This window comes from Pantoea pleuroti, from assembly GCF_014156615.1.
In the GTDB taxonomy this organism is placed as follows: Bacteria; Pseudomonadota; Gammaproteobacteria; order Enterobacterales; family Enterobacteriaceae; genus Pantoea; species Pantoea agglomerans.
Genome location: NZ_SBFD01000007.1, coordinates 21,147 through 46,939, shown reverse-complemented (window position 1 = coordinate 46,939; position 25,793 = coordinate 21,147). Strand labels below are relative to the sequence as shown.

The 25,793-nt window shown below is 54.5% G+C and carries 24 protein-coding genes; 3 read left to right on the top strand and 21 right to left on the bottom strand.

Features of this window, described 5'->3' with window-relative positions; all coding sequences use genetic code 11:
• Positions 1-26: 26 nt before the first annotated feature.
• The 3 genes from xylH to xylF are packed head-to-tail and all read right to left on the bottom strand — an operon-like array spanning position 27 to position 3,745.
• Entirely contained in the window at positions 27-1,211 is a 1,185-nt protein-coding gene (gene xylH / locus EPG66_RS16475; RefSeq protein ID WP_031591003.1) for a xylose ABC transporter permease XylH, read from the bottom strand.
• A complete protein-coding gene (locus tag EPG66_RS16470) occupies positions 1,204-2,724 on the bottom strand; it encodes a xylose ABC transporter ATP-binding protein (RefSeq protein WP_069025551.1) in 1,521 nt (506 codons plus the stop codon). Before EPG66_RS16470 ends, xylH begins: the two co-directional genes overlap by 8 nt.
• Positions 2,725-2,752: 28 nt before the next feature.
• A complete protein-coding gene (gene xylF / locus EPG66_RS16465) occupies positions 2,753-3,745 on the bottom strand; it encodes a D-xylose ABC transporter substrate-binding protein (protein ID WP_010258888.1) in 993 nt (330 codons plus the stop codon).
• A gap of 344 nt (positions 3,746-4,089) precedes the next feature.
• Between xylF and xylA the strand changes: the two genes are divergently transcribed.
• From xylA to EPG66_RS16450, 3 genes are all read left to right on the top strand, one after another.
• A complete protein-coding gene (gene xylA, locus EPG66_RS16460; RefSeq protein WP_163793989.1) occupies positions 4,090-5,412 on the top strand; it encodes a xylose isomerase in 1,323 nt (440 codons plus the stop codon).
• Positions 5,413-5,429: 17 nt separating this feature from the next.
• The gene (gene xylB / locus EPG66_RS16455; protein ID WP_069025549.1) at positions 5,430-6,872 is read left to right on the top strand and encodes a xylulokinase; all 1,443 of its coding nucleotides are present in this window, start codon (positions 5,430-5,432) and stop codon (positions 6,870-6,872) included.
• 384 nt (positions 6,873-7,256) lie between these two features.
• Positions 7,257-7,505, top strand: a complete 249-nt coding sequence (locus EPG66_RS16450) for a hypothetical protein (RefSeq protein WP_039390344.1) — start codon at positions 7,257-7,259, stop codon at positions 7,503-7,505.
• A 358-nt stretch (positions 7,506-7,863) separates the two neighbouring features.
• On the opposite strand, the gene EPG66_RS16445 is transcribed toward EPG66_RS16450, so the two are convergent.
• From EPG66_RS16445 to rsmG, 18 genes are all read right to left on the bottom strand, one after another.
• Positions 7,864-9,102 carry an MFS transporter gene (locus EPG66_RS16445; RefSeq protein WP_010258883.1) on the bottom strand — a complete coding sequence of 413 codons (1,239 nt, stop codon included), beginning with the start codon at positions 9,100-9,102 and terminating at the stop codon, positions 7,864-7,866.
• A gap of 107 nt (positions 9,103-9,209) precedes the next feature.
• Positions 9,210-9,944: a phosphate signaling complex protein PhoU gene (phoU, locus tag EPG66_RS16440; RefSeq protein WP_009088225.1), complete on the bottom strand. Its 735-nt coding sequence runs from the start codon at positions 9,942-9,944 to the stop codon at positions 9,210-9,212.
• Between the two features lie 17 nt (positions 9,945-9,961).
• Complete coding sequence (gene pstB, locus EPG66_RS16435) at positions 9,962-10,735, bottom strand: phosphate ABC transporter ATP-binding protein PstB (RefSeq protein WP_010258879.1); 774 nt, start codon at positions 10,733-10,735, stop codon at positions 9,962-9,964.
• Positions 10,736-10,779: 44 nt separating this feature from the next.
• Positions 10,780-11,670, bottom strand: a complete 891-nt coding sequence (pstA, locus tag EPG66_RS16430) for a phosphate ABC transporter permease PstA (protein ID WP_010258878.1) — start codon at positions 11,668-11,670, stop codon at positions 10,780-10,782.
• Entirely contained in the window at positions 11,667-12,629 is a 963-nt protein-coding gene (gene pstC, locus EPG66_RS16425; RefSeq protein WP_022624789.1) for a phosphate ABC transporter permease PstC, read from the bottom strand. The genes pstA and pstC overlap by 4 nt, the downstream gene beginning before the upstream one ends.
• Before the next feature lie 87 nt (positions 12,630-12,716).
• Entirely contained in the window at positions 12,717-13,760 is a 1,044-nt protein-coding gene (gene pstS, locus EPG66_RS16420) for a phosphate ABC transporter substrate-binding protein PstS (protein WP_010258875.1), read from the bottom strand.
• 165 nt (positions 13,761-13,925) lie between these two features.
• The gene (gene glmS, locus EPG66_RS16415; RefSeq protein ID WP_010672188.1) at positions 13,926-15,755 is read right to left on the bottom strand and encodes a glutamine--fructose-6-phosphate transaminase (isomerizing); all 1,830 of its coding nucleotides are present in this window, start codon (positions 15,753-15,755) and stop codon (positions 13,926-13,928) included.
• A gap of 154 nt (positions 15,756-15,909) precedes the next feature.
• Complete coding sequence (glmU, locus tag EPG66_RS16410; RefSeq protein WP_031590995.1) at positions 15,910-17,280, bottom strand: bifunctional UDP-N-acetylglucosamine diphosphorylase/glucosamine-1-phosphate N-acetyltransferase GlmU; 1,371 nt, start codon at positions 17,278-17,280, stop codon at positions 15,910-15,912.
• 160 nt (positions 17,281-17,440) lie between these two features.
• On the bottom strand, positions 17,441-17,860 hold the full coding sequence (locus EPG66_RS16405) for a F0F1 ATP synthase subunit epsilon (RefSeq protein WP_031590994.1): 420 nt from the start codon (positions 17,858-17,860) through the stop codon (positions 17,441-17,443).
• 24 nt (positions 17,861-17,884) lie between these two features.
• Entirely contained in the window at positions 17,885-19,282 is a 1,398-nt protein-coding gene (atpD, locus tag EPG66_RS16400) for a F0F1 ATP synthase subunit beta (RefSeq protein ID WP_010258870.1), read from the bottom strand.
• A gap of 30 nt (positions 19,283-19,312) precedes the next feature.
• Positions 19,313-20,179, bottom strand: a complete 867-nt coding sequence (gene atpG, locus EPG66_RS16395) for a F0F1 ATP synthase subunit gamma (RefSeq protein ID WP_031590993.1) — start codon at positions 20,177-20,179, stop codon at positions 19,313-19,315.
• Positions 20,180-20,231: 52 nt separating this feature from the next.
• A complete protein-coding gene (gene atpA, locus EPG66_RS16390; protein ID WP_010258868.1) occupies positions 20,232-21,773 on the bottom strand; it encodes a F0F1 ATP synthase subunit alpha in 1,542 nt (513 codons plus the stop codon).
• 14 nt (positions 21,774-21,787) lie between these two features.
• The gene (atpH, locus tag EPG66_RS16385; RefSeq protein ID WP_003849530.1) at positions 21,788-22,321 is read right to left on the bottom strand and encodes a F0F1 ATP synthase subunit delta; all 534 of its coding nucleotides are present in this window, start codon (positions 22,319-22,321) and stop codon (positions 21,788-21,790) included.
• 14 nt (positions 22,322-22,335) lie between these two features.
• Positions 22,336-22,806 (bottom strand): F0F1 ATP synthase subunit B, encoded by a 471-nt coding sequence (gene atpF / locus EPG66_RS16380; protein WP_003849528.1) that lies wholly within the window; start codon positions 22,804-22,806, stop codon positions 22,336-22,338.
• A gap of 105 nt (positions 22,807-22,911) precedes the next feature.
• Positions 22,912-23,151, bottom strand: a complete 240-nt coding sequence (gene atpE / locus EPG66_RS16375) for a F0F1 ATP synthase subunit C (protein WP_003849523.1) — start codon at positions 23,149-23,151, stop codon at positions 22,912-22,914.
• A 105-nt stretch (positions 23,152-23,256) separates the two neighbouring features.
• Positions 23,257-24,075, bottom strand: a complete 819-nt coding sequence (atpB, locus tag EPG66_RS16370) for a F0F1 ATP synthase subunit A (RefSeq protein WP_010258863.1) — start codon at positions 24,073-24,075, stop codon at positions 23,257-23,259.
• Between the two features lie 8 nt (positions 24,076-24,083).
• Positions 24,084-24,464 carry a F0F1 ATP synthase subunit I gene (atpI, locus tag EPG66_RS16365; protein WP_010258861.1) on the bottom strand — a complete coding sequence of 127 codons (381 nt, stop codon included), beginning with the start codon at positions 24,462-24,464 and terminating at the stop codon, positions 24,084-24,086.
• A gap of 711 nt (positions 24,465-25,175) precedes the next feature.
• Complete coding sequence (rsmG, locus tag EPG66_RS16360) at positions 25,176-25,793, bottom strand: 16S rRNA (guanine(527)-N(7))-methyltransferase RsmG (RefSeq protein ID WP_010258859.1); 618 nt, start codon at positions 25,791-25,793, stop codon at positions 25,176-25,178.

Sequence of the window (25,793 nt, the reverse complement as noted above, 5' to 3'; positions counted from 1 at the left end):
GCGCCACAATGTGATCGCCCGCGCGATTACACCCGACGCCGCGTTGCCGTATCCATCCACACCGCCAGCAGCAGAATCGCGCCTTTAACGATGTACTGCCAGAAAGTCGGCACATCCATCATGCTCATGCCGTTATCCAGCGAGGCCATAATAAACGCCCCCATGACTGCGCCCGCCACCGAACCCACGCCGCCCGCCAGGCTGGTGCCGCCGATGACACAGGCGGCGATGGCGTCGAGTTCCGCAATGTTACCCGCCGACGGCGAGCCTGCGCCCAGTCGTGAACTGAGGATCAGCCCGGCAATCGCCACCATCACACCATTGATGGCAAACACCGCCAGCTTGGTACGCGCCACGTTAATGCCAGACAGGCGCGCAGCATCAATGTTGCCGCCGATTGCGTAGATACGACGGCCAAACGCGGTGCGGGTTGCCATAAACATGCCCGCCAGCAACAGCACGGCCAGCAGTAACACTGGCGTCGGCACGCCGCGATAGTCGTTGAGCAACCAGATGGCACCCAGCACTAAGATGGCGGTGATCGCCTGACGCCCGACAGTGCCGCTGGCTGCGCCCTGCGCCAGTCCGAGCTGCTGACGACGCAGCCGCAGCCGCCACTGCCACAGCGTAAACAGCGCCAGACCGGCAACGCCAAAGCCGAAACCGACGCCGCCCGGCAGATAACTCTGACCAATCTGCGACATGCCCGGCGTGATCGGCGCAACCGTAGTGCCATCGGTAATCCCGACCAGAACACCGCGGAAAGCCAGCATCCCCGCCAGCGTCACAATAAACGAAGGCACTTTACGGTAGGCCACCCACCAGCCATTCCACGTGCCAAGCAGCAATCCCATCACCAGCGTTACCACGATGGTCAGCGGCAGAGGCCAGCCGAGCCAGACGTCGAATATCGCCGCCGCGCCACCCAGCAACCCCATCATGGAGCCCACTGACAGGTCGATCTCCGCCGAGATAATCACAAACACCATACCCACGGCCAGAATGCCGGTGATGGCGGTCTGGCGCAGCAGGTTGGAGACGTTACGCGCGCTGAGCCACGAGCCGTCTGTGGTCCAGGTAAAGAACAATGCAATCAGCACAATTGCGCCCAGCATCACCAGAACCTGCAGATTGGGCAGTGTGAACCTGCCCGGTGACGGTTTGCCCGGCGTGCCGGCGAGGCGGCTTTGGGTACTTTCACTTTTAAGCATAATGTTCACTCCGCAGGGCAGCTTCCATCACCTGCTCCTGAGTCAGGTTATCGTTAATCAAATCGGCTTTGATCTGCCCTTCATGCATCACCAGCACCCGATCGCTCAGGCCCAGTACTTCCGGCAGCTCAGAGGAAATCACAATCACCGCGATACCCTGCTGAACCAGCGCATTGATCAGCAGGTAGATCTCCTGACGTGCGCCCACATCAATGCCGCGCGTCGGTTCATCGAGGATCAGGATTTTTGGATTGAGCAGCAGACATTTCGCCAGAATCGCTTTCTGCTGGTTGCCGCCGCTCAAACGACCAATCGGCAGTTCTGAGGAGGAGGTTTTCACCCGCAGGCGGGAGATCGCGTCGTTGATCGCCTGCTGCTCCTGCGCTTCATCCAGCGTTGAGAGTCGGTGGCTGAACTGGTCCAGCGCTGCCAGGGTAATATTTTTGCCCACCGCCATCAGCGGCACGATGCCATCTTTTTTACGATCTTCCGGCACCATGGCGATGCCGTGCGCAATGGCGGCGCGGCAATCGGTGATGTTGGCCGGTTTGCCATTGATCCAGATATCGCCCTGCCAGCGCCCCGGCCAGACGCCAAACAGACACTGCACCGTTTCAGTCCTGCCCGCACCCACCAGCCCGGCGATGCCGAGGATTTCACCGCGTCTGAGCGTGAATGAGACATTGTTAACGCGGCGAATGTGGCGGTTGATCGGATGCCAGGCGGTGAGGTTTTCAACTTTCAGTATCACGTCGCCAATCTGATGCGGCGCGTGGGGATAGAGCGCGGTCAGCTCACGCCCCACCATCATGGTGATGATGTCATCTTCGCTCAGGCCCGCTGCCGGACGGGTAGCAATATGCTGACCGTCACGAATCACGCAGATGGTGTCGGAGATCGCCTTAACCTCATTCAGCTTGTGCGAGATGTAGATGCAGGCGATGCCGTGTTCACGCAGATTACGGATGATGCCGAGCAGCACGTCCGTTTCCTGCTCCGTCAGGGAAGAGGTCGGCTCATCCAGAATCAGCAGCCGGACCTGTTTGTTAAGGGCGCGGGCAATCTCCACCAGTTGCTGCTGCCCAAGGCCTAACTCACCGACCCGGGTGGCGGGAGAGACGTTCAGCCCGACCCGCGCCAGCAGTTGCTGGCAGCGCAGGGTCATGGTTTCATCATCCACCATGCCGAAACGGCTCAGTTCGGCACCGAGGAAAATGTTCTCCATCACCGTCAGTTGCCGCACCAGCGCCAGCTCCTGATGAATAATCACAATGCCTTTACGCTCGGTATCGCGAATGGTCTGCGCCTGAATGTCGTCGCCAGAGAAGTGAATCTGCCCTTCAAAATCGCCGTGCGGATAGAGTCCGCACAGGATTTTCATCAGCGTCGATTTGCCCGATCCATTCTCACCACACAACGACATCACTTCGCCCGCCTCAAGTTGCAGGCTGACATCATTCAGCGCCTTCACGGCACCGAAACGTTTGGTGATATTTTTCATTTCCAGCAGCATCGACTGTTCTCCCTCACGCTATGCGCAGTCAGAGTTCGCTCTGTTTGTGGAAACCGTCTTTCACCACGGTGCTTTCAATATTGTCTTTGTTGACCGGAATCGGCTTCAGCAGCCGTGACGGAACCTCTTTCAGACCATTGTTCAGCGTGCTGTTGCTGGCAGGTGTTTTGCCCTCGCCCAGCTCGACGGCAATTTTCGCCGCTTCGGTGGCGAGCTCAGTGATCGGTTTGTAAACCGTCATGGTCTGGGTGCCCGCTTTGATACGCTTTATGGCTGCCAGATCGGCATCCTGACCGGAGATCGCCACTTTTCCTGCCAGCCCCTGCGCGCTCAGAGCCTGAATCGCGCCGCCTGCGGTGGCATCGTTAGAGGCCACCACCGCATCAATATGATTGCCGTTGGCGGTCAGGGCATTTTCCATAATTTTCAGGGCATTTTCCGGCAGCCAGGCATCGACCCACTGGTCGCCAACAATTTTAATGCTGCCGTTATCAATATAGGGTTTTAACACCTTCATCTGTCCGGCACGGAACAGGCGTGCGTTATTATCCACAGGCGATCCGCCCATTAAAAAATAGTTACCCTTAGGCACCTGTTTCACAATGCTTTCGGCCTGCAACTCGCCCACTTTTTCATTATCGAAAGAGATATAAAAGTCGATATCGGCGTTATTTATCATTCGGTCATAGGCCAGCACTTTAATGCCTTCCCGTTTCGCTTCAGCGACAACGTTACTCAATACCTGACCGTTGTAGGGAATAATCACCAGCACATCGACACCGCGATTGATCATATTTTCAATCTGCGACATCTGTGTCTCTTCGTTGCCGTTGGCTGACTGAACAAACACCTTAGCGCCCAGCGTCTCAGCCTGTTTTACGAAAATATCGCGGTCTTTCTGCCAGCGCTCGAGTCGCAAATCGTCAATCGCCATGCCGATCTTCACTTCTTTTGCCACGCTGGTCTGGCTGAACAGCGCCAGCGCCGCACAGGCGGCGAGCAGTGCATGTTTCATCTTCATTGTGATCATCCTGTAGGTTGAGGCTATTGTCGTTTCAGGCCTATAAACCAGGCGGATGAATTGTTGCCCTTATTTTCCTGTTACAGCAATTACTGATTTTTATCCGGCTATTACGTTTTTTGGTTTATTTCATTTTTTATGAGCGCGATCGAGGTTTCATCTTTTTCGGACAAGAGAGCGATAATGATAAACCACCCCGTAAATAACATTATTTTGCGAGCCAGCGCACAAATAATAATTATCTGACACCCGTAGTGAAATATCGTAATTGAGATGAGACAGCAGCCAATATCAAATATTGCTTCAACGCAGGCCATCCGGGTACTGATGCTAAGGAGCAAACCATGCACGCTTATTTCGATCAGATCGATCGGGTTCGTTATGAAGGCACCCAGTCGACTCATCCTCTCGCTTTCCGCCACTACAATCCCGATGAGGTGATCCTCGGCAAGACCATGGCGGAGCATCTGCGCTTTGCCGCCTGTTACTGGCACACCTTCTGCTGGAATGGCGCGGATATGTTTGGTGTCGGCGCTTTTGATCGTCCGTGGCAGAAAAGCGGAGATGCACTGCAGCAGGCAAAACTGAAAACGGATGTGGCCTTTGAATTTTTCCACAAGCTGAATGTGCCGTGGTACTGCTTCCATGATGTTGATGTCTCTCCAGAAGGCGATTCGCTACACAGCTACAAAGAGAATTTTGCCGCCATGACCGATAAACTGCTGGAGAAACAGCAGGAGACCGGCGTGAAACTGCTGTGGGGCACGGCCAACTGCTTTACCCATCCGCGCTACGGAGCCGGGGCTGCCACCAATCCCGATCCTGAAGTCTTTGCCTGGGCAGCGACGCAGGTCTGCAGCGCCATGCAGGCGACCAAAACCCTGGGCGGTGAAAACTATGTGCTGTGGGGCGGACGCGAAGGGTACGAAACTCTGCTGAATACCGATCTGCGCCAGGAGCGCGAGCAGATTGGCCGCTTTATGCAGATGGTGGTCGAGCACAAACACAAAATTGGCTTCCAGGGAACGCTGCTGATCGAACCGAAACCGCAGGAGCCGACCAAACATCAGTATGACTATGATGTCGCGACGGTTTATGGCTTCCTGAAACAGTTCGGACTGGAGAAAGAGATCAAGGTTAACGTTGAGGCGAACCACGCCACGCTGGCGGGTCACTCTTTCCATCATGAAATTGCGACGGCCATTGCGCTGGGCATTTTTGGTTCAGTGGATGCCAACCGCGGCGATCCGCAGTGCGGCTGGGATACCGATCAGTTCCCGGTCAGCGTGGAAGAGAATGCGCTGGTGATGTACGAAATTCTCAAGGCGGGCGGCTTTACCACTGGCGGCTTAAACTTTGATGCCAAAGTACGTCGTCAGAGCACTGATAAATACGATCTCTTCTACGGTCATATTGGCGCGATGGATACCATGGCGCTGGCGCTGAAAGTCGCCGCTCGCATGATCAGCGATGGTGAACTCGATAAGCGTGTGGCACAGCGCTACAGCGGCTGGAATGGTGAGTTCGGCCAGCAAATTTTGAAAGGTGAGTTTTCACTGGAGGCGCTGGCGGCGCATGCTCAGCAGCAGCAGCTCAATCCGCAGCATCAGAGCGGACGTCAGGAGCAGCTGGAAAATCTGGTGAATCACTACCTGTTTGATTTCTAACCCTTCAGGAGCAGAGCATGTTTATCGGGATCGATTTAGGCACATCTGGCGTCAAAGTGGTGCTGATGGATGCACAAGGCAACGTGGTGGCGACGGAAACAGCGCCGCTGCAGGTTTCGCGTCCGCAGCCATTGTGGAGCGAGCAGGATCCCGAAAGCTGGTGGCAGGCGCTGGATTTGGCCATGCAGGCGCTGAGCGCGCAGCAGGATCTGCGCGCGGTGCAGGCCATCGGGCTGAGCGGACAGATGCATGGTGCAACGCTGCTCGGCAGTGCAAACCAGGTATTACGACCGGCCATGCTCTGGAATGATGGGCGCAGCGAGGCGCAGTGCCGGGAGCTGGAACAGAAAGTGCCGGATTCGCGGGCGATCACCGGCAACCTGATGATGCCCGGCTTCACGGCTCCCAAGCTGTTGTGGGTTCAGCAACATGAACCGGCAATATTCAGTCAGATTGCTCACGTGCTGTTGCCCAAAGATTACCTGCGCTGGCGATTAAGTGGCGACTTCGCCACTGATATGTCAGATGCAGCAGGCACAATGTGGCTGGATGTGGCGCGGCGTGACTGGAGCGATGCGATGCTGCGCGCCTGCGACCTCAGCCGCGATCAGATGCCACAACTCTATGAGGGCAATGCCCTGACCGGCACCCTACATGCTGAACTTGCCGCGCGCTGGAAGATGAACGCTGTACCGCTGGCGGCGGGTGGTGGCGACAATGCTGCGGGTGCGGTTGGTGTCGGCATGACCGAACCGGGCCAGGGCATGCTGTCGCTGGGTACGTCGGGCGTCTATTTCGTGGTGAGCGACGGCTATCTCAGCAATCCGCAGCGCGCTGTGCATAGCTTCTGTCATGCGTTACCCCAGCGCTGGCATCTGATGTCGGTGATGCTCAGCGCAGCTTCCTGTCTGGACTGGGCAGCGACGCTGACCGGTTGCAGAGATGTTCCAGAGCTGCTGGCTGAAGCTGAACGTGCGCGCGCTGACGTGCCCGGGCTGTGGTTTCTGCCCTATCTTTCCGGTGAGCGCACACCGCACAATAACCCGAATGCCCGGGGTGCTTTCTTTGGTTTTACCCACCAGCATGGCCGTCCCGAGCTGGCGAGAGCGGTGCTGGAAGGCGTAGGGTTTGCGCTGGCGGAGGGCATGGATGCGCTGCACGACTGCGGCGTTCAGCCAAAGAGCATTATGTTGATCGGCGGCGGCGCACGCAGTGCACTGTGGCGTCAGATGCTGGCAGACATCAGTGGACAGACGCTGGATTACTGCCATGGCGGGGAGGTTGGCCCGGCGCTGGGAGCCGCCAGGCTGGCACAGCAGGCGCTGGATGCAGAGGTCACCGTGCCGACCCCGGTTCTGGTGCAGCGACACCAGCCGGATCCAGCCCGGGTAGCGCACTACCAGCCGCGTCGGGAGACCTTTGCAACGCTGTATCAACAGCTCCTGCCGCTGATGAAGTAAACAAGCCCGGACGCTCTGCCTGATAACAGGCTTCGCGTCCGGTTCTCCCTACTTAACCTGGTGGGGCAGACTTTCAGAGACAGGCATATTCTTTATTTCACCTGCGGGCAGAATAATAAAAAAGTTCCTTTTTCTCTAAGAGATCTTTAATATTTTAAGATTATTCATGCAGGACAAAATGCGTCAGGCAACAAACATTGACTTACTTTAAAATATCTGTGCAGCCTGAATTTAAAAATGGATTTTTTACTATCTCACAATCCCGTTAATTAGCAATTAATGCTGACAAACTTACGCTTTATTTATTTGATGTTTACTTATTTTTTGATTGCGTTATAAATAAGCCACTCCACTTCAGGAGATAACGCAAATAAGGATATAACAATGAAAGAATTAAATAACAGCGAAATCGAAATGGTGAGCGGCGCTGGTCTGACCGAGTTTCTGGCTGGCCTGAATAAGGCGATTGGTCATGTTAACACTGCACTGACTGACACCACTACAGCGCTTGAGGCTTCCACCAGCACCGGTCAGACCATCGGACTGAGCCATAAGCAATTTGGCCTGAGCATCGCCTCTGGTCATATGACAGGTCTGTATAACTTTCTGTCTTCATTTAACACAGCAGCATAATAGATAAATTATCACCATTATCTAATTGGTAACACTGATAATTAAGGTTGTTATAAGCTAACTATAACAACCTGATTTATTATTTAACACTATTCCATCCCTGGTCGATTCTTCCCGTTTTAAATGCCCTTAAAACGCAAAACACGCCTCTCCTGTATCACTTAACAGTAGCGTTCAGCAAAACTACTCGTCTACTTTTATCGCGTTAAAGCATAACGCTTTCAGGTTAAATTTATGCCAGGATTTTATCTGTCACATAAAGTCAGGCGTTCAGGTGATGAAAACGCTAATAGCAGAAGTGTCACTGATCCATAATTGCTGGGATCACGAGTATCCCAGCATCACTCTCACGGCAGTATCAGCCAATCGCGCCCAGCGTATCTTCCTGACCCTGTTTCTTCGGCAGCAGGAACAGCGTCGCCGCAATATCCAGCAGATAAATCAGCGCCAGCAGGGTAATTGCCGCCGTAAACGAGAACTGGCTCGCCAGCAGACCAATCACCACCGGGCCGAAGCCGCCCACACCGCGGCCAAGGTTGAACAGGACGTTTTGCGCGGTGGCACGCACCTGCGGCGGAAAGGTATCGGAAATCAGCGCGCCATAACCGCCAATCATGCCGTTAACAAACATCCCCATGATCGCGCCGGTAAATAACATGATGTTCGGGTCGCGCAGCTGAGCATAAACCACCACCATCACTACTGCGCCAAACTGATAGAGCAGGAAGATTTTCCAGCGTGCGAAGCGGTCGGCGAGTACGCCAAACAGCCAGATGCCAAAGGTCATCCCGACCACGGTCACCGCGGTCCAGAGGCCCGACTTCGTCAGGCTGAAGCCAAAGCTGGAGGAGAGGTAACTCGGCATCCAGATCATCAGCCCGTAGTAACCAAAGTTCTGTACTGAACAGAGGATAAAAATGCCCAGGCTGGCTTTGGCGGTGGCGCGATCGCGCACCAGCAGTTTCAGGCGCGCCGGAAAAGAGAGTGATGGCACATGTTTAACCTGCCGTTGATACGCCTCCGGTTCACCCATGCCGCGACGAATAGCAAATGAGACCAGCGCAGGCAACAAGCCGACCAGAAACATGCCGCGCCAGCCGATGATAGTCAGCAGCGGCGGTGTGATAAAGGCCGCCATCAGCACCCCGAGTTGCCAGCCGATGCCGACCCACGCTGATGCGCGGTTGCGCTTCTCCGCAGGCCAGGCTTCGGCAATCAGCGCCATACCGATACCAAATTCGCCACCCAGACCGACACCCGCCAGCGTTCGCCAGGCGAGCAGATCCCAGTAGCCCTGCGCCACCGCGCACAGCCCGGTAAAGACCGAGAAGACCAGAATCGTGACGGTGAGCATGCGGATGCGACCATAGCGGTCGCTGAGATGACCAAATACGATGCCACCGATAACCGCGCCAATCAGCGTCCAGGTCACCAGCGATCCCGCCTGTGATGGATTGAGCGCCAGCGAAACACTGATAGCCGGCAGCATAAAGCCGAGTATCAGCAGGTCAAATCCATCCATGGCATAACCGCTGACCGCAGCCAGCATCGCTTTGCCTGGCGTTACGCCGGGCTTAGATTGGGGAGAAGGGGACATTGTTGCGCACCTCATAATGAAAAGTGCCGCAATTATAGAGAGAGTTCAGGATGTGACCAATTGAAAAGGCTTATCCCTGCGCCGATCAGGCGCAGGAAGAAGATTTATCAGGAAGGTCTGTTGCTGCCGTCATCGCCCGACAGTAATTCATCGAGCCGGTCACCGCCAACGTGACGGAAATCCTGACCTTTGACGAAATAGAAGATGATTTCGCAGATGTTCTGGCAACGATCGCCGATACGCTCAATGGCGCGGGCACAGAACAGCGCCGTCAGCACGCTGGGAATGGTGCGCGGATCTTCCATCATGTAGGTCATCAGCTGACGCACAATGCCTTCATACTCTTTATCCACCTTTTTATCTTCACGGTAGATAGTGATCGCTTCATTGAGATCCATGCGTGCAAAAGCGTCCAGCACATCATGCAGCATCTGCACGGTGTGACGACCCAGCGATTCAAGGCTGACCAGCAGCGGCAAATGCTGCTGACCAAATTTCTCCAGCGCCGTGCGGCTGATCTTCTCCGCCACGTCGCCAATGCGCTCCAGCTCAGAAATGGTTTTGATGATCGCCATCACCAGTCGCAAATCGATCGCGGTTGGCTGACGTTTGGCGATGATGCGCACGCAGGCTTCATCAATCTCCACTTCCATCATATTGACCTTCTGGTCACCGTCGATCACCCGCTGCGCCAGTTCGCCATCCAGATTATGCATGGCGGTAATCGCATCGGTCAGCTGCTGCTCGACCATACCGCCCATGATCATCACCTGGGTACGGATATGCTCCAGCTCGGCATTGAACTGACCGGAGATGTGCTTATTCAGATTAAGATTATCCATGTCGATCTCCTGTCAGATCAGCCGTAGCGGCCAGTTATATAATCTTCGGTTTGCTTCTGGGCGGGTTTAGTGAACAGCGTGTCGGTATCGCTGAACTCAATCAGTTCGCCCAGATACATGAAAGCCGTATGGTCAGAGCAGCGTGCAGCCTGTTGCATGTTGTGCGTCACGATCACCACGGTGTAATCCTGTTTCAGCTCGGTGATCAGCTCCTCAATACGGCCGGTGGAGATAGGATCAAGCGCAGAGCAGGGCTCATCCAGCAACAAGACTTCCGGGCGAATCGCGATACCACGGGCAATGCACAGACGCTGCTGCTGGCCGCCGGAGAGACTGTAACCGCTCTGATGCAGCTTGTCTTTGGTTTCATTCCACAGCGCCGCCTTGGTCAGCGCCCACTGTACGCGCGCATCCATATCGGCGCGCGACAGCTTTTCAAACAGGCGAACGCCGAAGGCGATGTTGTCATAGATCGACATCGGAAACGGCGTAGGCTTCTGAAACACCATGCCGACCCGGGCGCGCAGCAGCGCGATGTCCTGCTGAGTCGCCAGAATGTTTTCGCCATCCAGCAGAATGTCCCCTTCAGCCCGCTGATCCGGATAGAGCGAGTACATTTTGTTGAAGGTCCGCAGCAGGGTCGACTTACCACAGCCCGATGGCCCGATAAACGCGGTCACCTGATTCTTAGCGATATCCAGATTGATGTTCTTCAGCGCATGATATTTGCCGTAATAGAAGTTCAGATTACGGACCTGAATTTTATCGGCTGATGCTGTCGCGATACTCATAATTCATCTCTCTTATACGGCGCCGCACAGGGCCGCGCCGGAAATTAACCGTGTTTACCTTTGGCGAAAATCACCCGCGCCACGATGTTCAGCACCAGCACGCACAGGGTAATAATCAGCACGCCCGCCCAGGCCAGGCTCTGCCATTCTGCGAACGGGCTCATGGCGAACTTAAAGATGGTGACCGGCAGGTTCGCCAGCGGCTGCATCATGTCGGTGCTCCAGAACTGGTTCGAGAGCGCCGTAAACAGCAGCGGTGCCGTTTCACCTGCAATGCGGGCAATCGCCAGCAGCACACCCGTGATGATGCCGGAGACCGACGCTTTCAGGGTGATAGACGCGATCATCTTCCACTTGGGCGTACCCAGCGCGTAAGCCGCTTCACGCATGCTGTCTGGCACCAGTCGCATCATGTTTTCGGTGGTACGAATCACAATCGGCACCTGTAGCAGCGCCAGCGCAATCACCCCGGCCCAGCCGGAGAAGTGCTGCATCTGCGACACCACAAGGGTGTAGACGAACAGGCCGACCACAATCGAGGGTGCCGAAAGCAGAATGTCGTTAATAAAGCGGATCACTTCTGCCAGTGGCGACTTGCGCCCATATTCCGCCAGATAGATACCCGCCATGATGCCCAGCGGTGTGCCGAAGAAGGTAGACCAGAAAATCAGTAATCCGCTGCCCGCCAGGGCGTTAGCCAGTCCGCCGCCCGCAGTATTGGGTGGCGGCGTTGATTCGGTGAACAGGGACCAGGAGAGCCCATCCACGCCGCGCGATACGGTGGTGAACAGGATCCACACCAGCCAGAACAGGCCAAAAGCCATGGTCAGCAGCGACAGCGTCAGCGCAATTTTATTTTTAGTGCTGCGCCAGGACTGCATTTTACGGCGTGATGCGTCCAGTTCGGCGCGCGCCTGAATTTCAATTGTGGTCATGAGCGCGCTCCTTCACTTTTCGCCAGCCGCATAATCATCAGCTTTGAAATCGCCAGCACGATAAAGGTAATCACAAACAGGATCAGTCCCAGCTCCATCAGCGCGGCGACATGCACGCCCGATTCCGCTTCAGCGAACTCGTTGGCCAGCGCCGAGGTGATGCTGTTACCCGGCATAAACAGCGACGGGCTGTCGAGCTGGTAGGTGTTGCCGATAATAAAAGTCACCGCCATGGTTTCACCCAGCGCACGACCCAGTCCGAGCATCACACCGCCAATCACGCCATTTTTGGTAAAGGGCAGTACGATGCGCCAGATCACTTCCCAGGTGGTGCAGCCGATGCCGTAGGCTGACTCTTTCATCATCACCGGGGTCTGCTCAAAGACGTCGCGCATGACCGAGGCGATATAAGGGATGATCATGATCGCCAGAATCACACCCGCCGCGAGGATGCCGATACCGAAAGCGGGGCCGGAGAAAAGCTCGCCGACAATCGGAATGCCCGATAGCACGTCATTGACCGGTGTCTGGAAGTATTCGGCAAACAGCGGCGCGAAAACAAACAGGCCCCACATGCCATAAACAATACTGGGAATGGCCGCCAGCAGCTCAATGGCGGTGCCCAGCGGGCGACGCAGCCAGCCTGGCGCGAGTTCGGTCAGGAACAGCGCAATACCAAAACTCACCGGTACTGCGATAATCAGGGCAATAATGGAGGTCACAAGGGTGCCGTAGATCGGTACCAGTGCACCAAATTGTTCGTTGGGCGCATCCCAGGTTTTGGTCCACAAAAAGGCGAAACCAAACTTCTGGATGCTGGGCCACGAGGAGATGATCAGGGAGACAATAATGCCGCCCATCAGTAACAGGACAATCAGCGCAGCCAGCCTGACCAGCGCGCCAAAAATTCTGTCACCTTGTTTGCCTGGGGCTTTGAATGCCGGCTTCGTTGCAGCCATAGAAGTCTCAGTCTTCAGAAGTTATCAGTACGGCATGACGCCGCCCGTTGAGTCTGACCGGACTGCTGTCCGGTCAGGGTCGGTCAATTACTGATAAAGCGCTTTACCAGAACTGTCTTTGATGTTGGCTTTCCAGGCGGCGCGAATCTGTTCAGTCACGCTCTCTGGCAGCGCAGCATAATCCAGCGCTGTGGCGGTTTTGCTGCCGCTTTTGTAAGCCCAGTCGAAGAATTTCAGTACTTCAGCGCCTTTGGCCGCATTAGCCTGATCTTTGTAGATCAGAATAAAGGTGGTTGACGAGATTGGCCAGGCATCAGCGCCCTTCTGGAAGGTCAGATCCTGCGCGAACGATTTACTCCAGTCAGCGCCTTTCGCGGCATTACTGAAGCTGGTTTCGCTTGGGGCAACCGCTTTGCCATCGGCATCGATCAGTTTGGTGTAGGTCAGGTTGTTCTGTTTAGCGTAGGCGTACTCCACGTAGCCGATTGAACCCGGCAGACGCTGAACAAACGCGGCGACGCCGTCGTTGCCTTTACCGCCCAGACCGACCGGCCAGTTAACGGTGTTACCTTTACCAATTTTGCTGTTCCAGTCCGGGTTCACTTTCGCCAGATAGCTGGTGAAGACGAACGAGGTGCCTGAACCATCAGCACGACGTACCACGTTGATGTTGGTCTCTGGCAGTTTCACGCCTGGGTTAAGTTTGGCAATCGCCGGGTCGTTCCACTTTTTGATGGTGCCAAGGTAGATATCACCAACGGTTTTGCCATCCAGCGTCAGCTGACCTGACTTGATACCCGGCAGGTTAACCGCCAGTACCACGCCACCGATCACGGTCGGGAACTGGAACAGGCCATTTTTCTGCAGATCTTCATCTTTCATTGGCGCATCGGACGCACCGAAATCGACGGTTTTGGCGATGATCTGTTTTACGCCGCCAGATGAACCGATACCCTGGTAGTTAACTTTGCTACCGGTGGCTTTTTGATATTCTGCTGCCCACTTGGCATAAACCGGCGCCGGGAACGTCCCGCCTGCGCCAGTGAGATCGGTTGCCGCAAAAGCAGATACCGCGCTTACGGCGAAGGTGGTGGCGAGGATTCGGGCTACGGTGCTACGCATCAGTGTCATATTCCCTCCAGGGGAGAAAAGTCAGGCTTGGGGCCGTTTTAGTAAGAATCTGTGATTGCTGCAGGAGGGAAAATAGGACAGTTTGATGACAGTGAAATGTACGAAATATGACAGTTATATGACAAAGGGCCGGAGCAAAGTGGGCCCGCGACGGGGCCCACCCGGTTATTCCACAGTAACCGATTTTGCCAGGTTACGTGGCTGATCGACGTCGGTCCCTTTGATCAGGGCGACGTGATAGGAGAGTAGCTGTAGCGGCACCGTGTAGAAGATGGGCGCAATGACCTCTTCGACATGCGGCAACGGGATAATCTTCATTCCGTCACTGTCGCTGAAGCCCGCATCCTGATCGGCAAAGACATAAAGCAGGCCACCGCGTGCGCGTACCTCTTCGATGTTGGATTTGAGCTTCTCCAGCAGTTCGTTGTTAGGTGCCACCACGATCACCGGCATGTCCGCATCAATCAGCGCCAGCGGGCCATGTTTCAGCTCGCCTGCGGCGTAGGCTTCCGCATGAATGTAGGAAATCTCCTTGAGCTTCAGCGCCCCTTCCATGGCAATCGGATATTGATCGCCACGACCCAGGAACAGCGCGTGATGCTTGTCAGAGAAGCCTTCTGCCAGATTTTCAATCAGCTTATCCTGCGCCAGCATCTGCTCAATCCGGTTCGGCAACGCCTGCAGTGCATGAACGATCTCATGTTCAGTCTCGGCAGACATCCCTTTCAGACGGCCCAGTTTCGCCACCAGCATCAGCAGCACCGCTAACTGGGTGGTGAACGCTTTGGTAGAGGCGACGCCAATTTCGGTGCCCGCTTTGGTCATCAGTGCCAGGTCAGATTCCCGCACCAGTGACGAACCGGCCACGTTGCAGACCGCCAGCGAGCCCAGGTAGCCCAGCTCTTTAGAGAGACGCAGCGCCGCCAGGGTATCTGCCGTTTCACCCGACTGCGACAGGGTGATCAGCAGGCTGTTTTTGCGAACGGCTGATTTGCGATAGCGGAACTCCGAGGCAATCTCGACATCACAGGGCAGGTTTGCCAGCGACTCAAACCAGTAGCGTGACACCATGCCGGAGTTATAGGAGGTGCCGCAGGCGATAATCTGGATATGCTCAACCTGGCTCAGCAGCGCTTCTGCGCCCGCGCCCAGTTCGCTGAGATCAACCTGACCCTGGCTGAACCGACCGCTCAGGGTACTTTTCAGCGCCATGGGCTGTTCGTAGATCTCTTTCTGCATGTAGTGACGGTAAATGCCTTTGTCACCGGCGTCATATTGCAGGTTCGATTCGATCTCGGCACGGGTCACGGTGTTGCCTTCACGGTCGATCACCGTGACATCGCGACGGCTGATCTCGGCGATATCACCCTCTTCCAGATAGATGAACCGACGGGTCACCGGCAGCAGAGCCAGCTGATCCGAGGCGATAAAGTTTTCGCCCATGCCACGACCAATCACCAGTGGGCTGCCGGAACGGGCCGCCACCAGCAGTGACGGATCGCGGCTGTCCATGATCACCATGCCATAGGCACCGCGCAGCTGCGGAATCACACGCAGCACCACTTCACGCAGCGAACCGCCCTGCTTCTGCTCCCAGTGAACCAGATGCGCCACCACTTCGGTGTCCGTTTCAGAGGCAAAGACGTAACCGCGCGCGATCAGTTCAGCGCGCAATGGCTCATGGTTTTCAATGATGCCGTTGTGCACGATGATGATGTGCTCTGAGACGTGCGGATGCGCGTTCGCTTCCGACGGTTCGCCATGGGTAGCCCAGCGCGTGTGCGCGATGCCGGTGCCACCAATCAGCGGTTGCTGCTCAGCGGCTTCCGCCAGTTTCTGCACTTTCCCTAAACGCCGCAGGCGCGTGACGTGCCCCTGACGATCGACCACGGCCAGACCGGCCGAATCATATCCGCGATATTCAAGACGACGCAGACCTTCCAGCAGAATCTCTGCGATATCACGTTGCGCTACTGCACCAACAATTCCACACATAATGATGTTTTCCTGACTACATGGCTTTTCGCCACTTCTGTTGTCATGCGACCTGATATCCGGCTTTGCCGGTTCCCCGAGCCTTGTAGAGAGAGGGGATTATAGTTTTGGCACTGCACTGCATCGGCCCGCATTAAAGCGGGCCGTTAAAAATTTATTTTTTCTTCACCGGACGCTGCCAGTCCGCTTTGTGATTCTGCTCTTTACGGTTATAGACCAGACCGGCCTGGGTCACATCTTTCATGATGGTCGTGCCCGCCGCAATGGTGGTCCCTGCCGCGATGCTGACCGGCGCCACCAGCTGAGTATCCGAGCCCACAAACACATCATCACCAATCACGGTTTTAAATTTGTTCGCACCGTCGTAGTTGCAGGTAATGGTGCCTGCACCGATATTTACGTTGTCGCCAATCTCCGCATCACCGAGATAGGAGAGGTGCCCCGCTTTCGATCCTCTGCCCAGACGCGCTTTCTTCATTTCGACGAAGTTGCCCACGTGGGCGGCATCGGCCAGTTCGCTGCCAGGACGCAGACGGGCAAAAGGTCCGACGGTGCAGGCAGTGGCGAGATTCGCATCCTCGATCACCGAATAGGGACTGATTTCACAGTCATCTCCAATCACGCTGTTTTTGATAATGCAGCCTGCGCCGATTCTGACGCGTGCACCCAGCGTGACCTGGCCTTCAATAATGACGTTCGTGTCAATTTCAACATCCCGCCCGTGCGTCAGCGTCCCGCGCAGGTCAAAACGGGCCGGATCGCGCAGCATCACGCCAGCCAGCAGCAGTTTTTCCGCCTGTTCAGCCTGGTAAGTGCGCTCTAATGTCGCCAGCTGCAGCCGGTTATTGACGCCATCAGTTTCACTGATGCGTGCAGGATGAACCGCGTTGATCACCCGACCTTCCTGATGCGCCAGCGCGATAATATCGGTGATGTAATACTCACCCTGCGCATTATTGTTGGTGAGCTGCGCCAGCCAGCGTTTTAAATCGCCGCCGTTGGCTATCAGAATGCCGGTGTTGATCTCTTTAATGGTGAGCTGCGCCGGACTGGCATCTTTCTGTTCGATAATGCCGGTGATGGTGTCGTTCTCACGCACAATGCGGCCATAGCCGGTTGGGTCGTCCAGTACCACGGTAAGTAAGCCAATGCCGCCCTGCGGTTTGGCTTCGCGCAGCCGCTGTAGTGTCGCCTGAGAGATGAGCGGCACATCACCGTAAAGCATCATGATATCTTCATCATCAGCGAATGCGGGCGCTGCCTGCTGCATCGCATGGCCAGTGCCGAGCTGCTCGGCCTGCAGCACCCAGTTGAGCGTGCTGTCAGTGAGGGTCGCCTTCAGGCGATCGCCGCCGTGACCATAAACCAGATGAACCTGCTGTGCACCCAGCCCCTTAGCCGCGTCAATCACATGCTGAACCATGGGTTTGCCTGCCAGCGTATGCAGAACTTTAGGCAGATCGGAATACATACGGGTGCCCTTGCCAGCAGCAAGGATCACCACACTCATCGCACTGTTAGACATAACTATCCTGAGTGAATTTTTACGGGTGAAAGTAAAACGGTTTGGGATTGAGATTACTACATTTTTCTCAGGCCGAAATTAGGCGGACAGGCAGATCAGGCGCAGCAGACAAAAAAAATGCCAGCCCGAGGGCTGGCATTTCATGACGCATAAAGCTGGATTACATCGCTTTTTTGGTCAGTTCGATCACGCGCAGTTTAGCAATGGCTTTCGCCAGCTCGGCAGAGGCCTGAGCATAGTCCACGTCGCCGTGGCTGCTGTTCATATGGTCTTCTGCTTTGCGTTTTGCTTCCAGAGCGCGCGCTTCATCCAGATCGGTACCGCGGATAGCGGTATCGGCCAGAACGGTGCTGCTGCCCGGTTGCACTTCCAGCACGCCGCCAGAGAGGTAGATATACTCCTCTTCGCCATGCTGTTTCACGATACGGATCATTCCAGGCTTAATGGCAGTCAGCAGCGGCGCATGGCCAGGGAAAATCCCCAGTTCACCTTCGCTACCTGACACCTGAATTTTCTGTACCAGACCAGAGAACAACTGCTCCTCTGCGCTGACCACATCCAGGTGATAAGTCATAGCCATAATCTTCCTCCCGGGAAACCGTTATTACAGTTTCTTCGCTTTTTCCACGGCTTCTTCGATGGCGCCAACCATGTAGAAGGCCTGCTCTGGCAGGTGGTCAAACTCACCTTCCATGATGCCTTTAAAGCCACGGATAGTGTCTTTCAGCGTCACGTATTTGCCCGGTGAACCGGTGAATACTTCTGCAACGAAGAACGGCTGAGACAGGAAGCGCTGAATCTTACGCGCACGTGCCACCAGCAGTTTGTCTTCTTCAGACAGCTCATCCATACCGAGGATGGCGATGATGTCTTTCAGTTCCTGATAACGCTGCAGCAGTGACTGAACGCCACGTGCAACATCATAGTGCTCCTGACCGACAACCAGCGGATCCAGCTGACGGCTGGTAGAGTCCAGCGGGTCAACGGCCGGGTAGATACCCAGAGAGGCGATCTGACGGCTCAGCGTTACCGTTGAGTCTAAGTGCGCAAAGGTGGTTGCTGGTGATGGGTCAGTCAGGTCATCCGCAGGGACGTAAACGGCCTGTACGGAGGTGATTGAACCGGTCTTGGTGGAGGTAATACGCTCCTGCAACACACCCATCTCTTCTGCCAGCGTTGGCTGGTAACCTACCGCAGATGGCATACGACCCAGCAGTGCAGAAACTTCTGTACCGGCCAGGGTATAACGGTAGATGTTATCGATGAACAGCAGAACGTCGCGGCCTTCATCACGGAATTTTTCCGCCATGGTCAGACCGGTCAGTGCTACGCGCAGACGGTTACCCGGCGGCTCGTTCATCTGGCCATAGACCAGCGCAACTTTATCGATAACGTTAGAGTCAGTCATTTCGTGGTAGAAGTCGTTACCCTCACGAGTACGCTCACCCACACCGGCAAACACTGAGTAACCTGAGTGTTCAGCCGCGATGTTACGGATCAGTTCCATCATGTTGACGGTTTTACCTACACCCGCACCACCGAACAGACCGACTTTACCGCCTTTGGCAAACGGACACATCAGGTCGATAACCTTGATGCCGGTTTCCAGCAGTTCCTGCGAGTTAGACTGATCTTCATAAGAAGGGGCGGCGCGGTGAATAGAGGCGATCTCTACTGCGCTGCCATCTTCTTCTTTCAGCTCGCCTTTCATATCGATTGGCTCGCCGAGAACGTTCATGATACGGCCCAGGGTCGCTTTACCGACGGGTACCTGAATCGGTTTCTGCAGGTCGTTGACGCTCAGACCACGCTTCAGGCCGTCAGACGTACCCATTGCGATGGTACGTACTACGCCGCCGCCGAGCTGCTGCTGAACTTCCAGCACCAGACGCGCATCACCATTCATAACCTCGAGGGCGCTGTACACTTGCGGTACCGCGTCCTGAGGGAATTCGACGTCAACAACGGCGCCGATAATCTGGACAATCTTTCCAGTTGCCATCTTGAATCCTCTACCTAATTCCAAACCTGGTTAAACCGCGGAGGCTCCACCGACAATCTCGGTAAGTTCCTGGGTGATGCTGGCCTGACGAGCTTTGTTGTACACCAACTGCAGCTCTTTGATCAGATTTCCGCCGTTATCGGTTGCGGCTTTCATCGCCACCATACGTGCGGCCTGCTCACTGGCCAGATTTTCCACCACACCCTGATAAACCTGCGATTCGACATAACGACGCAGCAGGGTATCCAGCAGCGCTTTCGGATCGGGTTCATACAAGTAATCCCAGGTCTTCGCCTTCATCTCTTCTTCACCTTCCGCTGGCGGTAACGGCAGCAGTTGGGTGATGGTCGGAGTCTGAGACATGGTGTTATTGAATTTGTTATTGACGATCATCAGCTTGTCGATGCGGCCTTCATCATAAGCCTGCAACATCACTTTTACCGGGCCAATCAGATCAGACAGAGCAGGTTTATCGCCCATGCCGCTGACTTGCGCCACAATGTTGCCACCCACAGCATTAAAGAATGATGCCCCTTTCGAACCGATAATCGACAGATCGCTCTGCACGCCTTTATCGGACCAGGACTTCATATCCGCCAGTAACTTTTTGAACAGGTTAATGTTCAAACCACCACAAAGCCCGCGGTCAGTTGAAACGACCAGGTAGCCGACGCGCTTCACGTCGCGCTCTTCCAGGTAAGGGTGCTTGTATTCCAGATTACCCAACGCAAGGTGACCAATCACTTTGCGCATGGTTTCTGCATACGGACGGCTGGCCGCCATGCGTTCCTGCGTTTTACGCATCTTGGAGGCGGCGACCATTTCCATCGCTTTGGTGATCTTCTGCGTGTTTTTCACGCTTCCAATCTTGCTTCGTATCTCTTTTGCGCCGGCCATTAGCTTCTCCTCAAAGCCTTGCGGCCTGCCTTTTCAGACAAGCCGCCAGACATTACCAGGACTGGGTTGCTTTAAACGTCTCGACCAGGCCTTTCAGCTTGGCTTCGATATCGTTATTAAAGTTACCCGACTGGTTGATTTCAGCCATCAGCTCAGCGTGGTCGCGATCGGCGAAGGCCAGCAGTGCAGCTTCGAAGCTGCCAATTTTTGCCAGTTCAACGTCGTTCAGATAGCCACGCTCTGCAGCGAACAGAACCAGACCCTGCTGCGCAACAGACATCGGCGCATACTGTTTCTGCTTCAGCAGCTCGGTCACTTTCTGACCGTGGCTCAGCTGTTTGCGGGTTGCATCATCCAGATCAGAGGCGAACTGCGAGAATGCCGCCAGTTCACGATACTGCGCCAGCGCGGTACGGATACCACCGGACAGTTTCTTGATGATCTTGGTCTGTGCAGCACCACCTACGCGGGATACCGAAATACCTGGGTTAACGGCCGGACGAATACCGGAGTTGAACAGGTTCGATTCCAGGAAGATCTGACCATCAGTAATCGAGATTACGTTGGTCGGAACGAACGCAGAAACGTCGCCCGCCTGGGTTTCGATGATCGGCAGCGCGGTCAGTGAACCAGTTTTACCTGTCACTGCGCCATTGGTGAAACGCTCTACATAATCAGCGCTTACGCGTGATGCACGTTCCAGCAGACGGGAGTGGAGATAGAACACGTCGCCAGGGAATGCTTCACGGCCTGGTGGACGGCGCAGCAGCAGAGAAATCTGACGGTACGCGACAGCCTGCTTAGAAAGGTCATCGTATACGATCAGCGCGTCTTCACCACGGTCACGGAAGTATTCGCCCATCGCACAGCCTGCGTACGGAGAGAGATACTGCAGTGCAGCAGATTCAGAAGCAGACGCCACAACAACGATGGTGTTCTGCAGTGCGCCATGCTCTTCCAGCTTACGAACCACGTTAGAAATGGTTGAGGCTTTCTGACCAATCGCAACGTAGACACACTTGATGCCTGAGTCGCGCTGGTTGATGATCGCATCGATCGCCATCGCGGTTTTACCGGTCTGACGGTCACCGATGATCAGCTCACGCTGGCCACGGCCGATTGGAATCATCGCATCGACCGACTTATAACCGGTCTGAACCGGCTGGTCGACTGACTGACGATCGATAACGCCAGGTGCAATGACTTCAACCGGTGAGAAACCGTCGTTGTCGATTGCGCCTTTACCGTCGATAGGAGCACCCAGGGTGTTTACTACGCGGCCCAGCAGGCCACGGCCTACCGGTACTTCAAGAATACGGCCAGTACACTTAACCTTCATGCCTTCGGCGAGGTCAGCGTAAGGGCCCATCACCACTGCACCAACCGAGTCACGCTCGAGGTTCAGGGCGATAGCGTAACGGTTGCCCGGCAGGGCAATCATCTCACCCTGCATGACATCGGCCAGGCCGTGTACGCGGATGATACCGTCACTTACAGAAACAATCGTACCTTCGTTGTGAGCTTCACTCACGACATTGAACTGAGCAATGCGCTGCTTGATCAGTTCGCTGATTTCGGTGGAATTCAGTTGCATATGCTCCAGTCCCCTTAAGACTGCAAGACGTCAGCCAGACGGTCAAGACGGCCGCGTACGCTGCCATCAATAACCAGATCACCCGAACGGATGATCACGCCTGCCATCACAGACTTATCAATTTTGCAATTCAGCTTAACTTTGCGTGACAGACGTTTTTCCATCGCGGCGCTGATTTTATTCAGCTGGTCGTCACTCAGCGTACTGGCGGAGATAACATCAACTTCAGCGGTGGCTTCATGAGCGTCACGCAGTTCGATGTATTGAGCCAGTACAGCCGGAAGCGCTGTCAAACGTCCGTTTTCCGCCATCACCTTAATCAGGTTCTGCGCGGGTTCATCCAGTTGATCACCACAGACTGCGTTAAACGACGCTGCCAGCGCTTCGGGTGCTAATGCACCTGAGAGAAGATCAGCCATCTGTTCATTGCGAGCCACTTCTGCGGCAAACGCCAGCATCTGTTGCCAGCGTTCAATACTTTGATGCTCAACAGCAAAGTCAAAAGCTGCTTTGGCGTAGGGGCGAGCTACAGTAATCAGATCAGACATCAGCCCCTCCCTCCTTACAGTTCAGCGACCAGTTTATCAACGATGTCGCTGTTAGCAGCTTCATCCACGGAGCGTTCGATGATCTTCTCGGCGCCAGCCATAGCCAGCAACGCGACCTGCTTACGCAGTTCTTCACGCGCACGTTTGCGTTCAGCGTCAATTTCAGCCTGCGCTTGTGTCACGATGCGATTACGTTCGTTTTCAGCTTCGGTTTTGGCTTCGTCCAGAATCTGCGCGCGACGCTTGTTCGCTTGCTCGATAATGACCTGAGCGTCTTCTTTGGCTTTTTTCAGCTGGTCGGTCGCATTAGCCTGCGCGAGATCCAAATCTTTCTTTGCACGTTCAGCAGAAGCAAGGCCTTCAGCAATTTCTTTCTGGCGCTTTTCGATAGCAGCCATGAGCGGCGGCCATACGTACTTCATGCAGAACGCGACAAACAGGATGAACGCGATAGCCTGGCCGAGGATTGTTGCATTAATGTTCACAGCACAATGCCTCTAGATTGAGTATTTAACTTTTCTGCCGTTATCAACGATAAGCGGCAGAATCCGTTCACCCTTGCACATTGTGCGCTGAGTGAACACAGGGCTTTAGGCGACAGCAAACATCACGTACAGACCCAGACCAACAGCGATCATCGGGATTGCATCCACCAGACCCATTACAACAAAGAACTGCGTACGCAGCAGAGGAATCAGGTCAGGCTGACGAGCAGCGCCTTCCAGGAATTTTCCTCCGAGGATGCCGATACCGATCGCAGCACCGATTGCCGCCAGGCCCATCATCACAGCGGCAGCCATGTACAGCAGATCCATATTCAGGTTTTCCATGACAGTCTCCAGTTTGTTTCAGTTAAATGCTCCCTTCATCTTCCGGGCTTCAGCGGTTTGCGCTGCAACCCGAAATCAAGAGGGAAAGTAGTGTTGAGAAAAAAATCAATGTTCTTCAGATGCCATCGACAGATAGACAATCGTGAGGACCATGAAAATGAAAGCCTGTAGCGAAATGATCAGGATGTGGAAAATGGCCCACGGCACATTCAGCACCCACTGCGACCACCACGGCAACAGACCGGCAATAAGGATAAAGATCAGTTCACCCGCATACATGTTACCGAACAGTCGTAAACCCAGTGATACAGGCTTAGACAGCAGGCTCACACCTTCCAGAATCAGGTTGATCGGGATGAAGATCGGGTGGTTAAAAGGCTGCAGCGTCAGCTCTTTAGTGAAGCCGCCAATGCCTTTCATTTTGATGCTGTAGAACAGAATCAAAATAAATACGCCCAACGCCATAGATAGCGTGATGTTCACGTCTGCAGATGGTACGACGCGCAGCGCCGGTAACCCCAATACGTGCTCGCCAATATATGGCAGCAAGTCGATTGGCAGCAGATCCATGAAGTTCATCAGGAAGACCCAGACAAAGATTGTCAGAGCCAGCGGGGCGATAAGTTTGCTCTTACCGTGATACATGTCGCGCACGTTACTATCGACGAAACCGACAACCAGTTCGATAGCCGCCTGCATTTTCCCTGGCACACCGCTGGTGGCAGATTTCGCCACGCTACGGAACAACACCAGGAAGATGATTCCCAGCACCATAGAGAAAAACATGGAATCGATATTTAATACCCAGAACGTCGCGGGAGCGTCGTGCGGATTCACTATCTCGAAGGTACGCAGGTCCAACTGAAGATGAGTCAGGTGGTGACCAATGTACTCTTGCGGAGTAGAGATTTCTCCTGCAGCCATGATGCCTCTTACCCTTTGTTGTTAATTACCGCCGGTGCCAGCATTTGTACCACCAGCACCGATAACCAGGTTATTCCGACCGGCCAGAAAACCGCTCCGAATAGACCCAACGCCACAATGAGCAAAATGATGGTCGCAAACACTTTGGCTATTTCACCCAAAGCGAAGCTCCACGCGACTCGCCCCGAAGCTGGGGTTTGCCCCTGCAGGCGCCAGGCTAAAAACAAAAACAATACGTTTGGCAGCCAGGCTGCCGCACCGCCAGCAAGAGCAGAGAGACCCCAGATGACATCTTTAAGAGCAAAGAGTGCACCGATGATGACTATCGTCACCAGCTGAATCATCAGCACCGTTCGGGCGTATTTTACACTGTAAAGAGACACTGACATGACGCTGATACTCTCCTGCCCCGTTAGGGGTATGTCGCGTGTCGTATAAGACTGCCTTTGCGCAGTTGAGTCAAGCAGCAAAAGCCGTGCAAATTATACGGGCCGCACCTGCGATTTCAATCGGTAAGTAGCGAAAAGGTGAACAATTATTTAAATTTCTTTCCGGAGGGCTATTTTTCCAAAGATTACCCTGCAGAGATTCACCCTAATCTGACTGAAAATTCTCTCGCAACTTGCTTTTAAAGCGTGCTTTAGATCACATAATAAGCACTTTCACTGCACTGAGTTTTATCTGCGCTCTATTTAAGAACAATCTGTATTACAAATTAATTCAATAAAATCAAAACATTGAAATTATAAAAATGCATCTGCAAGACTATTTTCACAGAAAACACGCTATTGACATCGAACTGTGCTTAAGAATCGTGTAATTGATATTACGCACGCAAAGTTATTACCGCGATATATTTTCTGCCGTGACTACTTTTATTCAGCGACCCGCCTATACAAGTGATATTTCTGATAACTGAATGTGAATTAAACGTTAAATGTAACAGAGCTTTTCGGATAATTTCCGTCAGCGTTTTAACGTTTGGTCAGCAAGGGCTTAATCAAAATCTTTTATTGATAGCGCATCATCTGCACTTTTTTCATCCCTTAACTGACGAAAAAAGCTGGCTGATAAACGCTAAATATCTGCCAGTTGAAAGCCTACTGGTGACGAAGAATGACCAGATGGCGGTCACCTTCCAGCTGCGGTACCTGCAGCTTAATCACCGCGTCAGAGACATAGCCTGCCGGTAACTCCGCAATTTCGTCGTCCGGGCGCACGCCTTTCAGCGCGAAGAAGCGCCCTTCTCTTCCCGGCAGATGATGACACCAGTTCACCATGTCGGTCAGCGAGGCAAATGCACGACTGATGACGCCATCAAAGGGCGGCTCAGCCGGGAACGCTTCAACCCGGCTCTGCACCGGAGTAATGTTAGTGAGTCCTAACTCATGCTGAACCTGACGCAGGAACCGCACCCGCTTGCCCAGGCTGTCGAGCAACGTAAAGTGCGCATCAGGCATCACGATAGCCAGCGGAATGCCAGGCAGTCCAGGTCCGGTTCCCACATCAATGAAACGTGAGCCTTGCAGATGCGGCGCCACCACGATGCTGTCGAGGATATGGCGTACCAGCATCTGTTGCGGATCGCGCACTGATGTCAGATTGTAGGCTTTGTTCCACTTATCCAGCAGGCCGACATAGGCAACCAGCTGCTGTTTTTGTTGATCGGAGAGGGAAATACCGGCTGCCTGTAGCAGCGACGTGAGTGTGTTGATCAC

What these genes read in the sequence shown, in the direction of transcription:
- xylH (WP_031591003.1), bottom strand. Translation starts at nt 1,211, where the DNA reads ATGCTTAAAAGTGAAAGTACCCAAAGCCGCCTCGCCGGCACGCCGGGC.
- EPG66_RS16470 (WP_069025551.1), bottom strand. Translation starts at nt 2,724, where the DNA reads ATGCTGCTGGAAATGAAAAATATCACCAAACGTTTCGGTGCCGTGAAG.
- xylF (WP_010258888.1), bottom strand. Translation starts at nt 3,745, where the DNA reads ATGAAGATGAAACATGCACTGCTCGCCGCCTGTGCGGCGCTGGCGCTG.
- xylA (WP_163793989.1), top strand. Translation starts at nt 4,090, where the DNA reads ATGCACGCTTATTTCGATCAGATCGATCGGGTTCGTTATGAAGGCACC.
- xylB (WP_069025549.1), top strand. Translation starts at nt 5,430, where the DNA reads ATGTTTATCGGGATCGATTTAGGCACATCTGGCGTCAAAGTGGTGCTG.
- EPG66_RS16450 (WP_039390344.1), top strand. Translation starts at nt 7,257, where the DNA reads ATGAAAGAATTAAATAACAGCGAAATCGAAATGGTGAGCGGCGCTGGT.
- EPG66_RS16445 (WP_010258883.1), bottom strand. Translation starts at nt 9,102, where the DNA reads ATGTCCCCTTCTCCCCAATCTAAGCCCGGCGTAACGCCAGGCAAAGCG.
- phoU (WP_009088225.1), bottom strand. Translation starts at nt 9,944, where the DNA reads ATGGATAATCTTAATCTGAATAAGCACATCTCCGGTCAGTTCAATGCC.
- pstB (WP_010258879.1), bottom strand. Translation starts at nt 10,735, where the DNA reads ATGAGTATCGCGACAGCATCAGCCGATAAAATTCAGGTCCGTAATCTG.
- pstA (WP_010258878.1), bottom strand. Translation starts at nt 11,670, where the DNA reads ATGACCACAATTGAAATTCAGGCGCGCGCCGAACTGGACGCATCACGC.
- pstC (WP_022624789.1), bottom strand. Translation starts at nt 12,629, where the DNA reads ATGGCTGCAACGAAGCCGGCATTCAAAGCCCCAGGCAAACAAGGTGAC.
- pstS (WP_010258875.1), bottom strand. Translation starts at nt 13,760, where the DNA reads ATGACACTGATGCGTAGCACCGTAGCCCGAATCCTCGCCACCACCTTC.
- glmS (WP_010672188.1), bottom strand. Translation starts at nt 15,755, where the DNA reads ATGTGTGGAATTGTTGGTGCAGTAGCGCAACGTGATATCGCAGAGATT.
- glmU (WP_031590995.1), bottom strand. Translation starts at nt 17,280, where the DNA reads ATGTCTAACAGTGCGATGAGTGTGGTGATCCTTGCTGCTGGCAAGGGC.
- EPG66_RS16405 (WP_031590994.1), bottom strand. Translation starts at nt 17,860, where the DNA reads ATGGCTATGACTTATCACCTGGATGTGGTCAGCGCAGAGGAGCAGTTG.
- atpD (WP_010258870.1), bottom strand. Translation starts at nt 19,282, where the DNA reads ATGGCAACTGGAAAGATTGTCCAGATTATCGGCGCCGTTGTTGACGTC.
- atpG (WP_031590993.1), bottom strand. Translation starts at nt 20,179, where the DNA reads ATGGCCGGCGCAAAAGAGATACGAAGCAAGATTGGAAGCGTGAAAAAC.
- atpA (WP_010258868.1), bottom strand. Translation starts at nt 21,773, where the DNA reads ATGCAACTGAATTCCACCGAAATCAGCGAACTGATCAAGCAGCGCATT.
- atpH (WP_003849530.1), bottom strand. Translation starts at nt 22,321, where the DNA reads ATGTCTGATCTGATTACTGTAGCTCGCCCCTACGCCAAAGCAGCTTTT.
- atpE (WP_003849523.1), bottom strand. Translation starts at nt 23,151, where the DNA reads ATGGAAAACCTGAATATGGATCTGCTGTACATGGCTGCCGCTGTGATG.
- atpB (WP_010258863.1), bottom strand. Translation starts at nt 24,075, where the DNA reads ATGGCTGCAGGAGAAATCTCTACTCCGCAAGAGTACATTGGTCACCAC.
- atpI (WP_010258861.1), bottom strand. Translation starts at nt 24,464, where the DNA reads ATGTCAGTGTCTCTTTACAGTGTAAAATACGCCCGAACGGTGCTGATG.